Annotated in this window: 10 protein-coding genes; all 10 read right to left on the bottom strand. The window is 35.7% G+C overall.

All coding sequences use genetic code 11. The features are described 5' to 3' along the window. Positions 1–51 precede the first annotated feature (51 nt). Positions 52–1,914, bottom strand: coding sequence for a rhamnan synthesis F family protein (locus AC27IJ_RS24770; protein WP_312447109.1), 1,863 nt, complete (start codon positions 1,912–1,914; stop codon positions 52–54). 77 nt (positions 1,915–1,991) lie between these two features. After that, positions 1,992–3,905, bottom strand: a complete 1,914-nt coding sequence (locus AC27IJ_RS24765; protein WP_312447106.1) for a rhamnan synthesis F family protein — start codon at positions 3,903–3,905, stop codon at positions 1,992–1,994. A gap of 12 nt (positions 3,906–3,917) precedes the next feature. Beyond that, positions 3,918–4,757, bottom strand: coding sequence for an NAD-dependent epimerase/dehydratase family protein (locus AC27IJ_RS24760; RefSeq protein ID WP_312447104.1), 840 nt, complete (start codon positions 4,755–4,757; stop codon positions 3,918–3,920). A gap of 26 nt (positions 4,758–4,783) precedes the next feature. Beyond that, the gene (locus tag AC27IJ_RS24755; protein WP_312447102.1) at positions 4,784–5,509 is read right to left on the bottom strand and encodes an ABC transporter ATP-binding protein; all 726 of its coding nucleotides are present in this window, start codon (positions 5,507–5,509) and stop codon (positions 4,784–4,786) included. A 9-nt stretch (positions 5,510–5,518) separates the two neighbouring features. Next, positions 5,519–6,931: an ABC transporter permease gene (locus AC27IJ_RS24750; protein ID WP_312447100.1), complete on the bottom strand. Its 1,413-nt coding sequence runs from the start codon at positions 6,929–6,931 to the stop codon at positions 5,519–5,521. Between the two features lie 79 nt (positions 6,932–7,010). Beyond that, the gene (locus AC27IJ_RS24745; protein ID WP_312447098.1) at positions 7,011–7,925 is read right to left on the bottom strand and encodes a glycosyltransferase family 2 protein; all 915 of its coding nucleotides are present in this window, start codon (positions 7,923–7,925) and stop codon (positions 7,011–7,013) included. Further along, entirely contained in the window at positions 7,922–9,034 is a 1,113-nt protein-coding gene (locus AC27IJ_RS24740; RefSeq protein ID WP_312447096.1) for a glycosyltransferase, read from the bottom strand. The genes AC27IJ_RS24745 and AC27IJ_RS24740 overlap by 4 nt, the downstream gene beginning before the upstream one ends. A 31-nt stretch (positions 9,035–9,065) precedes the next feature. Continuing rightward, positions 9,066–10,439 carry a sugar transferase gene (locus AC27IJ_RS24735; protein WP_312447094.1) on the bottom strand — a complete coding sequence of 458 codons (1,374 nt, stop codon included), beginning with the start codon at positions 10,437–10,439 and terminating at the stop codon, positions 9,066–9,068. Positions 10,440–11,638: 1,199 nt separating this feature from the next. After that, positions 11,639–13,198 carry an O-antigen ligase family protein gene (locus tag AC27IJ_RS24730; protein ID WP_312447092.1) on the bottom strand — a complete coding sequence of 520 codons (1,560 nt, stop codon included), beginning with the start codon at positions 13,196–13,198 and terminating at the stop codon, positions 11,639–11,641. 237 nt (positions 13,199–13,435) lie between these two features. Beyond that, a complete protein-coding gene (locus AC27IJ_RS24725) occupies positions 13,436–15,145 on the bottom strand; it encodes a cell wall-binding protein (RefSeq protein ID WP_312447277.1) in 1,710 nt (569 codons plus the stop codon). Positions 15,146–15,615: the final 470 nt, after the last annotated feature.

Raw genomic sequence — 15,615 nt, 5'->3', positions numbered from 1 at the left:
AATCATACTTTTCCTCTCATTTATTTTAGTTCAATTTCTGCAAAAAACATGTTACCTCTTCAAATGTAATTTGACTAATAAATCACCAAATGCTCTGAGCGGTTTTGTAACTTTCCATGAGGTTGAATTCTTTATAGCATTTACCTCACCATTCGAACAAATACCATTAATGTCATTTACCTGCATTCTCTCCTTATACCACCCATAATAATATGTCTGCAGCTCAACCTGTGCCCACTCACTATTTAGCAGCCAACAGACATAATACCCCGCTTCCTGGACAAAGTACGGATATCCTCTTTCAATTGCATGCAAAAGAGTTCCGTTGTTTCCATTCGGCTCCTTGGGAAAATCCTCATATTTCCATCCAATACCTTTGTAGCCATCAAATAACTTTTCAAGAGCCTTAGGACGAAACACAAACATAGTACCCAGAGGAGCGACTGGCTCTCTGTCTTGAGAAATTGGAACACTTAGCTTGAAATCTTTTATTAATTTCTCTGTAGCGGAATAATTATCTGTCCATTGCCAAGTCATTAACCAAGCATATGCATTGCTTGCAGAAAAAGGGGATGGTGGAAATGCCATTCCCAGTCGTTTTTCTTTCTCGAAAAGACTAACAATATTTTCTATATAAGCAGGAGTTCCAAGTAAATTTTCAAAACATTTATCCTGCCACGAAGCACCTATGGACCATGGTTCGACAACCACTGTTTTTTTGTCGTGAAGAAAAAATACTAAGTCATAATTTTTGTAATCCTCATACGCACCAATAAGCAAGGCAGATACATCCCGCCCACGATTCTCAATCATTATAAATTTCGTGTTGTTTTTAAGATTGACCTTTTTTGATTCTTCTATAAAAGTCTGCTTATTTTCTTCATTGCTCACAGTTATAAGAATATCACAATATTCTGGTGCATTTTTAAGGTAACTCACAACATAATTAGTTAAATCATTGTAATATATATGAACGACGATTAACACCTTAGAGTTATTTTCTCTCACCGAATAGTCATATGGTAACACACGATTAAAGTTGCAATAATGCTTTAACTGTTCCATATGACAGGTACGAAGAAGATTATCCCATACCATATTCATGTCATATTCCGTTTCTTCTTCTAAGAATCGAATAAATTCAGAAACCTGGCCCCCAAATGTGCCACTATCGCGATCCTCATAAGGGTGATAACCAAAAAAAACCTTTCTTTTAAAAACTGGACAGCGGCGATTCTTGGCCATCTCTGTTGGCATGAACATCAACGGATAATAAGATACTTTCTTCAAATCTTCAGAATTACAGTACACTTCAGCTTTATATCCTTTATCCCTAAAATCTTTTGTAAAAACTGTTTCATAGTAGCCGACAGAATCACCATAGCTTTTAATTTGAGGAAGTTGTTTCCAAAATTCATGATATTCTCTGCTTGTTAAAAGGCTATTTCTTATAACCAAAAAACTCGACTGAATGTGTTCGGGAATATAATTATATTTATAAACAGTAAATATATTGACAGGCATTTCTCCATGAGTAGTCAATCCCCAAAAGTCCAGATCTTCTGCAGCAGCCCAATCAAATGCCTCCTTAAATGGATATATGGGACCGAAGCAGGTGTCGTTCATCATAATAAGTTCATCATATTCAGCCAATTTATCCCAGCCAGTGAGTTCTATTCCTTTCCTATATGCTTCTACCTCAAACCCCTCGTTTTCGCGAACAAAAATTTCGTCTACAAACGGTTGGATTTTTTTTCGTGACTCGTAAGTAAGTTTACCATTAGCTAAAAATAATATGTGATCAACATTTTTTTTCAAATCTGCCACTTGATATGATACAAAGTCATCAAGTATTCCATCTTTATCATAAAATACATAGAATGCAATTCGTTTCGGGTTCTTACCTAAAATCATTTGTTCTCTCCTCTTATTGTATCCATAATTTTTATAATATTTTCACATCTTTCTTAAAATCAAAGTTTGTAAGCATATTATTTTCCATACCTTGTAAACTCAGAACTTCTATAACCTCCAATGGCTCTTTCCTTTACCTTCCAAAGTCTCACATATAATGAATTCCCAATAATCTTACGCATTATATCTTTCATTTTTCTAAAGGGTGCATTTTTTCTATCTAACTGCTGCTTTGTCACGCTAATCTTGTGTAACATAAGTTCCCTATCATCTACACCATAATTTAAAAATAGCGTTTGGTTCACATCACGGAGCATCTTACATAAATTCGTAATTTCCATTTTAGCATATTTGTCACTAAGCCCCCATGCACAATAATATCCACTCTGCTGGGCAGCAAATGGATACAAACGTTCAATTGCATGCATAATATTGCCGTCATTGCTTCCTGTTGGCTCCGCCGGGAAATCACTGTATGTAAGCCCAACTTCATACAATTTTTTAAGAGCTTCTTTTCTGAACCAGAAGGTGGTTCCTAATGGTGCCACAGGTGGTTTGGACTCACTAATATCTACTTCTATTCCCCATCTTTTTGCCAAATCTACTACATTCTTATAATTACTTTGCCATTCCATACCAATTAGGCTATGATATGGTCCATGACAAGGAGTTGGTGGAACTAATAATCCTAATCGAGGATTTTTCTCAAATAAATCAATAACATTTTCTGCAAAAACTGCGTTAGGCAATGTATTTTGATAGCAATGGTATGCAAAGGATTCTCCAACCATTCTGGGCACATTATGATCCGACTTCTTATCATGCATAAAGCATATATAATCATATCTATCTATGTATTCTTTTAACCCAATTAATAATGCACCTACATCTCTGCCTCTATTAGTAACTTTTACAATATGAATCCTGCTCTCATCAAACGTAGAAAACACTTGTTTCAATTGAGCTATTTTTTCTTCTGTGTCTGTCGTTAAGCAGATATCTGCGTATGAGGGCATATATTCAGCATAGCACTTACACATCTCAGCAAGTTCCATGGAATATATATGCATAAACAGTGCTATTTTTTTATTCGTCTGTGTTTTGGCCGTCTTAACCTCTGTGGATAATATATAATTCAACTGCATTCTTTGCTTCACATCATACATATTCGCAGTTCTCAAAAGATTATCCCAAATAAGGTTCAAATCATAATTCGTATAATCCCGTAAATACTCATACAATTCTAACCCAGGCTGTCCACAGCTAATATCAAGAAACTCCTCATACTTATAAAAAAAAGTCTCACGCTTAAAAATTGGACACTTACGATTTTTTATTAACTCCACAGGATACAGCATCAATGGATAATTACTAAACTCCTTTAAATCTTTGGTTTCAATATATACCCTTGATTTATATCCCTTTCCAGTAAAATCCTCAGTAAAAATTGCCTCATGGTAGCAGACTGCTTCTTTATAATTGAAAATCATAGGCATATCTTTCCAATACTCTTGAAAGTCTCTGCTTATTAACATTGACTTACGGATGGCAATAAAGCTGGACTGAATATGTCTTGGTATAAAGCCATATTTACATTTATTATAGGGGTCAAAACTATGTCCATAATGTTCGGTAATCCCCCAAAAATCTACATCATATGTATCTGTTTCCATGAACATTTCTGAAAATGGATATATTGGACCCAAATTTGTAAAGTTCAGTAGAATTAGTTCATCATATCCACTTAAGACCTCCCAACCGGTCTTTTCCATCCCCTTTTTATATGCCCAAACATCAAATCCTTCGTTTTCTCTTTCATAAACTTCATCCGACACACAACGTAATCGTTCTTTTCCTGATTCCTTTAACACGCCATTAGAAACAACCATTAAATAATCTACATTCTTTTTTAAATCATTTAACAAATAGATATTATAATCATCAACGATTCCATCCTTATCGTAGAAAAAGTAAATTGCATATCTTTTCATGATTATACACTCCTATTTTAAGGTTGTCTTCTTCATTATATTATCAATAATTGTACTATCACCATAAACAATCGGTGAATCGTATGCTCGGTCTGGAAATGCACCATACTTTAATTCTATATTCATATTGTTATCTTTAATATAAGCTTCAACCTTATCCCCCAGAGAAATTGGATTGCCAGTACACGCATTAATAATACCAGTATACTCGTTCTGAATCCCAACCGCTGCTATCTGTTTTCCCAGTTCTTTCACATCAATAAAGTCATACCTATTCTTTCCTGATGTAAATGGGAATTTTGTTTTTCCTTCTGCTTCTGCCTGAACCAATTTTGTGAAGATTGAATTATTATGTAAATCATCTCCTAAAATATAATACGCGCGCAGCCACTTCAAATTCACATTTTTATCCTTGGCTATTGATAATATTGATTGTCTTAATGCATTCTTGGCAATTCCATATAAAGATAAAGGATTGCATGGCGTATCAGCTTCTATTTTCCCTTCCCAGTAGCCGATTTCGTGCATTGTACCCATTATTGTAATATCTTTACAGCCTCCATCCATTAAATGTCTCAGAAAAGAAAAATGACCCGATAAATTCTCCATATGTGATAAAGCATTGTGGACAAATCCATCCTGCCATGCCAAATGGATACAGTACTCTGGTTTTCCAATGATCTCAAATACATCATCTCCCGCATCCAGAACTGATGCTTTGCACTGAATTGCTCTGGAATCCACTCCATCAAACCTTAAATCTACCGCAACCACCTCATATCCATTATCCAATAATTCTCCTGTTACAAATCTGCCAATATAGCCATTGGCTCCCGTTACTGCTACTTTCATCTTAATTTATCCTCCTTTGATTTGTCCTACTTCCAATATTCTTTATATGCCTTACATACCTCCTTTGCCGTTCCAGTCATTCTTACTTTTTGCTGGTCCAGCCAGACTACACGGTCGCACATTTCTTCAACCTGCGTTAAACTATGAGAAACAAAAAGTACAGTGGTACCTCCACTCATCAATTCCAGCATACGTGCCCTGCTTTTATTTTGAAATCCTTCATCGCCTACCGATAGTATCTCATCTACAATCAATACTTCTGGACAAACTACCGTTGCTATTGAAAATGCCAGCCTCATCATCATACCTGATGAGTAATTTCTTATAGGCATATTGATAAATTCACCTAGTTCTGAAAATTCCAGAATCTCTGGATACTTTTCCTTCAGAAACGCTTCTCTATACCCTAAAATCGCCCCATTTAAATATACATTTTCTCTTCCGGTTAATTCCGGATCAAATCCAGAACCTAATTCAAGCATAGGCACAATATTTCCATTGACAGACACCTTTCCCTTGGTAGGTTTTAATACTCCAGAGATGATTTTCAGCAGCGTACTCTTGCCTGCTCCATTTTTTCCAATAATTCCGACAACCTCTCCTTTTTTTACCTCAAAGCTTATATCTTCTAAAACAGTAAATTTTTCATACTGTAATTTCCCTGACAAAAGTGCAACTACCGTTTCCTTAAGGCTTATAATCTTGTCATTTGTCATCTTAAATTTCATAGTTACATGTTCGACATTTATCATATTCCACCTCTATACAAATAATACAAATCTATCCTGAAACCTTTTAAAAACCAACATCCCTGCGGCACACATTAACATTGCAGTGCATCCACAAGTCAAATATGCTGCTGGTTCTGGAGAAATCCCCTCCATCAGAACCGTTCTGGCAAAGTGGATATAGTGATACATTGGATTCAAGGTTAGTATAAGCCGAAACTTATCAGGAATAATACTTTCCGGATAAAACAACGGAGTTGCATACATCCATGCCAAACTTATAATTCCCCACAGGTATTGTGTGTCCCGAAAGAAAACCATAGTCGTAGAGAGCAGCAATGACATACCAGCACTAAACAGCAGAAGACATACCAATACAAAAGGCAGCACCAATATTGCTTTTGTTATTTGCCCTCCAGTCAGCAAGGTAACTATTAATAGAGGAATAATTGAAATTATTAAATTGATAGAACAAGACACTACTTTTGTTATGGGATAAATATACTTAGGCACATATACTTTCGTAATCAAAGAAGCATTGCCTACAATAGACGTAAGCCCCTGTCCCACTGCTTCTGTAAAAAAACCAAATAATATGGTTGCCGATAATAAGTAAACAGGAAAATTATTAATACTGGAACGAAACACCTGCGAGAACACAATGTACTGAACCATCATGGTCAATAACGGGTTTAAAAAACTCCACAAATATCCCAAGATTGACCTCTTATATTTTGTCTTGAAATCTCTGGACACCATTTGCTTAATCAAAAACTCATAGCGTCTCCATACTATAATCAGGTATAAAACTATTGTGATTTTTCCCTTCTTTTCACAAAATACACTCCAAAAACCATATAAGACAAGTAATAATAAGCCAATGAAAACAAAATACCAATAGTAAACTCCAAACAAAAAATAATTCTTCCCTACATAATCAAAACATATCATCACTCCGGTACGCACTTCATCATTTACCAAAATTTTTCCCGTGTCAAGCCATGAGAAAAAAACGGTAGGGGCGGTTCCCACTCCTGATGTTGTCGTCAGTCTTAGCTGATAAGTCTTCCCTTTTGTATTCTCAATTGCTGGCACTAGTGCCCACCTAAAAGGTGCTGTATCCAATAAATTCTTCACATCCTCACTATGGCTGGCAATTACATTTCCATTACTATCTGCAAGCTCCAATTGAAGAAGTCCCTCATTTTCTCTTCCGTATGTTGAAACTGGCAAATCAATAGTCTCTAAAGTTTCTGACTCAACAGTAAAATCCTGTCTTACAACCATACCTGCCGTCAGTTCCTCCAGCATCCCTGCCATTTGAGGCATACCGTTATCCACATATTTATAATTTAAGCTTTCTCCTCCAGCAAACTTAAAAATAAAAGCCAGTATCAAAAAAATACCACATATCTTCACTAGTAATTCCAGACTTTTCTTATTCATTTTTATTCCTCTCTAATTACCAAGTTCCTCATTAATTCAAATAATATATGACATTATAAGTGTAGTCATCGTGGCAAGTCTACAGTTTACCGATCAATACTATTATCCGGAATACCAAATCGTCATTAGTTTTTTGTCGAAAAATTTCTTTGTTTTTAACAATCTTTAACCGTGATAAAATACTCTTTTCCGCTTTCAATAACTCAATAGCCAAATCCTTATTTTTTGCTGGCATTTCCCTTTCAAATACCATAACAAATTCTTTAACCTGCCGGTAAATTTCCCCACGCGGCTTTTTAAGCTGTTTCATACGATAAAAAAGCAATTGCCTTTTCGTTATCATTGCCCCTATTTTATTGCTCTGATGCTGCCGATAACGAATATATGCATGTTCATCATAATAAATTGCTCCCAGGCAACTCGCCGTCAAATACAACCACCAGTCATGCATCACAACATTTTCAATGCGTCTTGGCATATGACCTGTAAGAACCTCCATAAGTTTACGATTCCAGACAGCCGTACATCCTGTACAGATTCCTTGCACCAGTGCGTTTCCAAAAGAAGGTTTCCTAATTTCCCTTGTCACCTGGACATCCAACGGTCTTAATTTCTCATCCACAATAATCTTATCACTGCAATACAGCATTGGTTCTGCAGAACCATTCGACTGCAACGCCTTGATAGCTTTCTCTAACTTTTCTGGCAGCCATTCATCATCTTGATCGGCAAAAGCAAAATAATCGCATGTTAAATCTGCACGTTTTATTAAGTCAAAGAAACTCTCTACCACTCCCAAATTTTCTAGGCCATACCAGGTAATACGAGATTCCCGTTGAGCATATTCTTCCAAAATTTCCCGGGTCTTATCCAATGAACCATCATCACGGATTAAAACCTTAAAATCCTGATAGGTTTGTGCTAAAAGACTATCTAACTGAATGCGTATATACTTTTCACCATTATAAGATGATAATAAAATCTGTAAGCTCATTTTGCTCCTTCATTCATGTAATATCGCTGAAGTGCGATACTTGAACTCTCTATTCCAAATCCTGCATTTTCAACCATACGCCATGCATCATCACGTTTTATAGTATTATGCTGCTTGCATGCCTCTGCCGCCCAATATTCCGGACCTTTATTTAAAGATAAGCGCTTCGTGGTATCCAACAATTCTACTTCTTGAGTAATCGTATCAGCAAGAAAACACGGTAAACCGCTGGCCTGCGCTTCTACAGCAACCATAGGAAGTCCCTCATAGACCGAAGGCAGCCAAAACAAATCCATTGCCTGATACCAATCCTGACTGTTATTTTGCTGTCCCAGAAAAAACACGGCGTCTTCTAAACCAGCAGCCTTCACTTTCTGCTCCATTGTCACTTTCAAACTTCCACTTCCTATGAGTATTAAAACACTCTCTGCACATTGTTTTTTTAAAATGCTAAAGCTTTCAATCAAAAAATCATGATTTTTTTGCTTTTCGAACCTACCCACATGACCTATTACGATTTTATCCTGCAAACCAAGGCGGTATCTCAATTCCTCTCTCTTTTCTCGGTTATAACGATATTTTTTGCAATCAATTGCATTATAAAGGATATACACTTTGTTCTGCTGCACCATCTTTTCACCAAATAGAAAACCTCCTGCAGCCTTTGAACATGCAATCCTGTTACATTTCATAAATTGTATAGGATAGCATAATATCTGATTCCGTCTTGCATTCAGCCTTTTATCTGAATAACGTGTTGCATGACTATGAATTGCGAAATGCCCGTAATCATACCGTCTAACCAACCGCCAAAGGTAAAAACTAAGATATACCTCGTGATTATGAAACCACTGATACCTTCCCTCATGTTCTTTAAAAAATTCTACCAATTCCCTCATAGATGCCATAGAACTTCCGGGTTTCTTCACATAGTAAACATGTCCACCATATGATGTTATCTCATCTTCATAACTATTTTCGCAATGGAGAAAGCACAGAAAATCAAATTGAACCAAAGTCCGATCCATATGGCGATAATAATTCATAATAACGCTCATCACCCCGCTCCAAATTGCCGGAGTAGAAACAAAGTGTAATACACGTATCATACTTCTCCGCCTTCCTGTCAAAAACTGCTTATTATTCTTTAAGCGACGGATCTTCCCATTTACCTTCCTCAAATCCATCTGTTGACTCTTTCAACAGAAGTACTTTAGGTGTCATGAGCATAATTTTAAAATCCATAATAATAGAATAATTCCTAATATAAGTTAAATCCAATTTTAATTTATCATAGCTGGTCGTGCAGTATCTTCCATAGACCTGTGCATAACCGGTCAATCCGGCTTTTACTTTCAAACGATATTCAAATTCAGGTATATTTTTTGTGATAATCCTGGCTAACTCTGGTCTTTCCGGTCTTGGACCAACCATACTCATATCACCTTTTAAAATGTTAATAAGCTGTGGGAGTTCGTCCATACGTGTTGCTCTGAGAAAACGTCCTACAGGCAAAACCCGAGTATCCTTCTCCCCTGCTTTGATAGGTCCTGTTTCCTTTTCCGCATCCACTACCATGGTACGAAATTTTAAAATTTCAAAACATTTCCCATCTTTTGTCAGCCTATCCTGCGTATAAAACACCGGACCGTGGTCACTAAGTTTTATCATAGCTGCAATCAGCAAAAAAAACGGACTTGATATAATCAAAAACAGTGAAGATACTATAATATCCTCCATCCGTTTTACAAACATCTGGTCCAGTGTAAGTCCGTCATAATTACGAGAAAGATATAGCGGAGAATCAAAAATATTCAACTCATCAGATGTCCTCAACAGGATATCGCTGATTTTAGGTACTGCATATGTACGGATATTCTGTCCATAACACTGCTTGAGTAACCGATTCCGCTCCTGCACAGCAATATCCCCCACTATAACTCCGTCATATTTAACGGCTTGTTCCATCACAAGTTCAATACCCTCTTTTATTGATATTTTTTCCACTATTTCATATTTATCTTCCCGGGTATAAATACGGTCCATCAAATGAAACATCGGCTTCTCGCCATGCACCAATAAAAGGCATCTTCTGGGAAACATGAACGTGTATAGCTTTACAAACGCCAATGCCCATAACATAACCAACAACCAATCCACGCCAGTCATAACAAGCAATGCAGTAGGATTGTGCATCTTCTTATCAAATAGCACAACCTGCACAAATGAGAAGGCGTTGACTATGATTAACGAAAGCATATGAGAATACACTAAATTCCAATATTTAAAAATACCAACCCGCAATCCCCCATAAATCCGATGCAGAAAAAGCAATAATATCATATATTCGCCAAGAATCAACCAATTACCTCGTCTCCAGAAAGCAATTGTCATATTTTTATTATAATAATTGATCCACACATAATAATAAATTGTAAGTTCTAACAATACAATAATTGCTGAACTTAAGAACTTCACCATGCGTTTGTACTGCTCAAAATTTCTACTTGTCATTCGTCTCTTCCTTACATCCGGTTCCAGTTGTCTCCATCTCAGCACTCAGTAATTGATGTTGCTATCGATAGATTCAGATTCATCAGCACCTGTATCGGCCCTATCCACAAATAGTTTATGCTTTGGTGAAAAAAACCGATACACCTCAAAAGCTTTCTTACATCAACCGAGCTTCATTTTCATTCACATTAGAATTATACGAACTACTCCTATTACAGCATATATAGTCATATCAATTGCAAGTTATAAATATATCAGCTTGTTTTCTAATAATTGATTCTTCTCCCCCAAACGCCTGCCAACCAATATAGTGCTATAACCAGATTCCACTGTGTAATCACGAAAACAAATAACCCATTGAAACTTACTATCACCTTAAATAAACTGTATAATCTAATTACTGTTTCAGAAAATCTCTAGATAATGAAGCCAATTCATTGTATTACATTGGCAAGTCATAGATATCAAAAAGCCATCCTGATTACTGATTACTTACTATTTCTCTTTTTGCGATTGCAGATTCCTATATTTCTTTTTCATTGCTGATTAATAATATTTTCCACAATAAAACCTCAATCTAGTATAACATTTAACTACCAATTACGCAACTTACGTGGTAACAAAAAGAGTTGCAAAACCTTTAATATTTTATTAAAATCATCATATACTAGCCTTATTTCCATCCTTTTCCCATTTCTTGATATTAACCTACCTGTAATATAATTATCCTATAATGCAATTTAGGTATTTCTAAGAGACTTCAAAAAGAGAGGTATATAGACAAAATTTATTACATTTGCATCTCAGCAACACCACTTGGGAACAACTAGTTCTGGTCGTATTCTGAAGAAAGCGGTGCGATAATATCCAATACCTGTGTGAAATTTGTTAACGAATATTAGGACAAAGGTGCAAGATATGGCTTCGAAAATTTATAGAGTTCACGCATAAGGTAGTCATAATTGATATACCTCAACGCTTCATTCAGGTATACATCAAGAGTACCTTCCGGATTATTTATGACATATCCCGTACCGCTTTAAGATGTATCTGATTCTTTTACCATAAAAATACCTCCAATCTGAGTAATTCTATCTTACATCAGCTTGGAGGTTTATACAATATTTGGGATACTCCCAAATAAGTGAAAAAATTCCAGTTTATCATTATATTTGAATTTTACAATTATTTTCATAAAATCAATCTTCTATTGATTTTGCAGCGCCCATTCCTAATAAAAGCCAAAATATCGGTGTAACAATAGGAAGATTAAGGTTTACAAAGGCCTGAACACTATAACAAATAACGCCAAACATAATTGCTAAAATATACGGCGTTTTATTTCTATAAAAAATACATCTCCTAACATATCCAAATATAAAAATCAAATAAGCTGACAATCCCGCAACTCCAACCGTAGTTAACAAATGAAGATATTCATTATGTGCACTATCAAACAATTGATTATATGGGTTATTCGCGGTCTCACGCATTACTAAAATACCAAAAGTTTCAGGTCCAAATCCCACAATTTTTTTCCACAAAGACAAACTCTGAAAACATTCCATAGCCTTTCTCCAGATATACCCCCTGGCCGTTCCCCAATCATCATTAAAGAGAAAATACGAGCTTAAGCCTCCATATCTACTAACATTGCCAGCTATGTTACAGTCATAAAGAGCATACAATACTATTAAAGTAATCAGAGAAAGAAACACCATCCAAAGATATCTAAACAAATTCCCAAATTCTTTGAATTCATGTTTTTTCCTATAGGTTATAAAATACCAAAGAATAACAATTCCCCATAAACCCATTACTAAAAATGGTAATCCTTGAAATCTTATTATTACATCAAAAGCACTTTCTATTCCCAGGACGCTTTCTCCAAAGTAACTATTAATCCAGTCAATACATTGGATAACAGAAAAAAATGTCGCCAATACAATGACATATCTTTGAATTCCGTTTTTATTTTTAAACAAATACAATGGCAAAAAACCAAATAATGCTCCTAAAGAAAGATATGCATTGTCACTAACCCCCATAATAATAGCAAAAAAACTGATCACCATGCAGAAATAGTGCCATAACATATTCTTAATTTTTCTATCTGTAGTAAACAAAACCGTTGCAATGGCAGTTATAATTCCCACATATGCAGTATAGGTGTTTATATTTCCAATTGTTGATGTAAATATCGTCCTTTGCTCTGGAACCATGGCAATTTTAAATTGAAAAATATCTAACTTAAAATAATCTGTAATCCCAAATAAGCATACAAATATACCTGCTACCAGAATCATATCAATATACCAACTTTTGAACTTCCAAAGTCTACTTACACAAAAATAGGAGACAACATACCAAATCATAAGAAACAAACCAGTAAATCGCCCTTCATTACCCCAAAATGCTTCATATAAATAGTCAGATGACACCGTTGATGCAATCGCAATCAAAAGATATATAATAGCCGCAAAATCCATAATAGTAAGCTTTTCAAAAAACTTTTTTATTTTAAATTCTTTGAAATATATCTTTGTATCCGCTCTTCCTGCTGTCAAAGTATACACTAATAATATCACTAGCATTATAATTGTGCAAACGCAATAATAATAATATTTAAATACAAGAATATCAAAATAACGGTCCCTGACCACTAAAGGAACTCCAATTCCCACCAGAAACACATAAATACCAAGAACAATTGATGGAAAACTTTTTTTCTCAGAATCACGGCATATATTTTCCTGCATAAACATTCCTTTCAACCCTACCATTTATTGGATAATTATTTACATTTTGCAATATAAAATTACCAACTAGCAAACAAATAATCCTCCTCGCAAGCCGCAAAAAACAATACAGCAGAACTTTCATTCAAGTTTTAAAAAAAACATTTTTTAACCCATTGATTATACCATGTATTGATAAGAAAGAAAAGACCGGAAATTCTTAAGAATTTCCGGTCTTTTCTTATTTATTGAAAAACATTAGTTCTCAACGAAAATCTTTACAATGTTACCACTACCATTTACTTCATAGCAACGGTCATTGCCATCTTTTGCTTTGTTCTTGCTCTTCTGAACAGTACCAGCGGTATTAACTAATCTGTACTCAACACCTGCAACGCCTGCTGCTGTAGTATCTGCTGCTGCTGTTCTTAAATCGTATTCCTCAGAATATTTATCATTAGTTACAATACTATCAACTGGCATTAAGCCTAAGAATTCATCTGTAGTCAAAAGTTTTGCAGAAGTAAGTTTTCCATCAGCACCAATATTAGCCTTTACCACAGCATACTTATCATCTTTATCTGCTGCTAACATCATACCAGACTGATAGTACTTCTTGTTATCAAGAGCTGTCTTACCAGCACCCTTGAAGGTTCCAGACTTATTCAGTAAGAAACTATGAGTATCACCATCAATAGTGACGTTCTGTTTGTTAGTCTTTACGGCACCATCATCACCGAAGTAGTAGAATTTGTACTCATCATTTTCCCAATAAGAAGCATTAGCCTTAAATCCATCTGTTGTGTCATATGGATGAGTTGAATCATCTTTCTTTGCAAGAGCAGTAATAGTTTTATTATCAGAAGCTAATTGAACAAATCTATAACCATCAACCATAGCTCCCTGATCATCAAAAGCATACTTCTTGCTGTTGATAGTCTTCATTTGTCCAGTAATCAGCTTGCCATCTTTATCAGCATAGTACCAGTTTTGAGAATCGTCATCATAGTCTCCTTCATTTAAGTAGGAGCCTGGAACAACCTGGAACCAACCTTTAGTTACTCTGGCGCCATCTTCTGGACTTCCATAATATCTGAATCCACTACTGTATACACGATTACCCTGTGTCTGTGTAGCTGTTTTGTCTGCACTTGCCTGTGTGGCAGTTGTCTGCGTAGCATCCCAGTTAACCCACTCAGCGTTCATACGGCCATCTACATCAAAGCTGTACTTTTTACCGTTGATGGTCTCGCCTTTTTTGTCGGCCATCTTCTTACCATTGCTCTTGAAGTAGAACCAACGATCCTGTTCTTCGTCGTCAAATGTGTTGTCACTGGAAAGGCCTTTATCTAAATCACCAATATTTTCCCACTGGTCATCTTTAATGTGCAGAGATGCCCAGCCAGTAGCCTGTGCGCCATCATTTTCATCACCGTGGTAGTATACACCATTATCTGCACGCCAAGCATTGTCATCAGTTAATCTCTGTCCATCTGCATCAATCCAACCATATAACATCTTAGCTTCATCATCAAAGATGTATTTTTTTCCATTGATAGTCTTGAAAGAAGCACTGTTGCTGGTGCTGGAGGTCTTATATGCCTTACCATTAGAGCCAAAATAGTACCAATGATTTACAGGCTCATTATCATCATCACCATCATAGTCATCGTTCTCAATGGAAACCCACTTATTAGCTACCATAGAACCGTTCTCATCTACATAATAGTAGTTGTCATTGTACTCAACAAGAGCATCAGTACCCATCTCGCCGTCTTCATTGAGGTAGAACCAGTTATCTCCTGATTTTTCCCACTTCTCTGTCTCTAAGTCGCCGTTCTTGTCATAGTACACCCATGTACCATTTTCTTCCTGCCAGCCAGTAGCTGCGAAAGAGGACATGGAAGCGCCTAATGCCAGCAGTGCTGCTGTAGATAATACAGCAACTAATTTGGTCTGCTTTCTCATAATTAATGCACTCTCCTTTTTTCTTTTTGAAATACTCTTCGAAATTCCTAATTGCATTACGAGGTAATTATACTTCCTATAATGGAAATTATCAATACCTTTTTTACTTTTTTTGCATTTTTTGCAAAATATAAAAAATATTTACATTTCCGGCAGAAGCTATCAATTCCTCCATCACATGGTATAGTATAATACATATTTTTGGAAAATGCTATAACATTTCTCTGTGCATTTTCTTACATAATCATTACGAAAATGATTTTTCTCAGAAAAATTGTATTTTTATAAGTACAATCCTGTTTTTCAAGGTTTATTCTCCAGTTTTTTCTTCATAAGCACTATAATATGCGGAGTTCAAGTAATAGAAAACAGTGTTTCTTTTCGATAAATTTCTCCATTTCCGTTTCTATATATAGCAATCCGTGTTCATAATAGGTCTGAATGGTACAAGATTAAGCAATGTACCATAA

Source organism: Lacrimispora sp. YZC11 (genome assembly GCF_057543815.1).
This window is presented reverse-complemented; position numbering and strand designations above follow the sequence as displayed.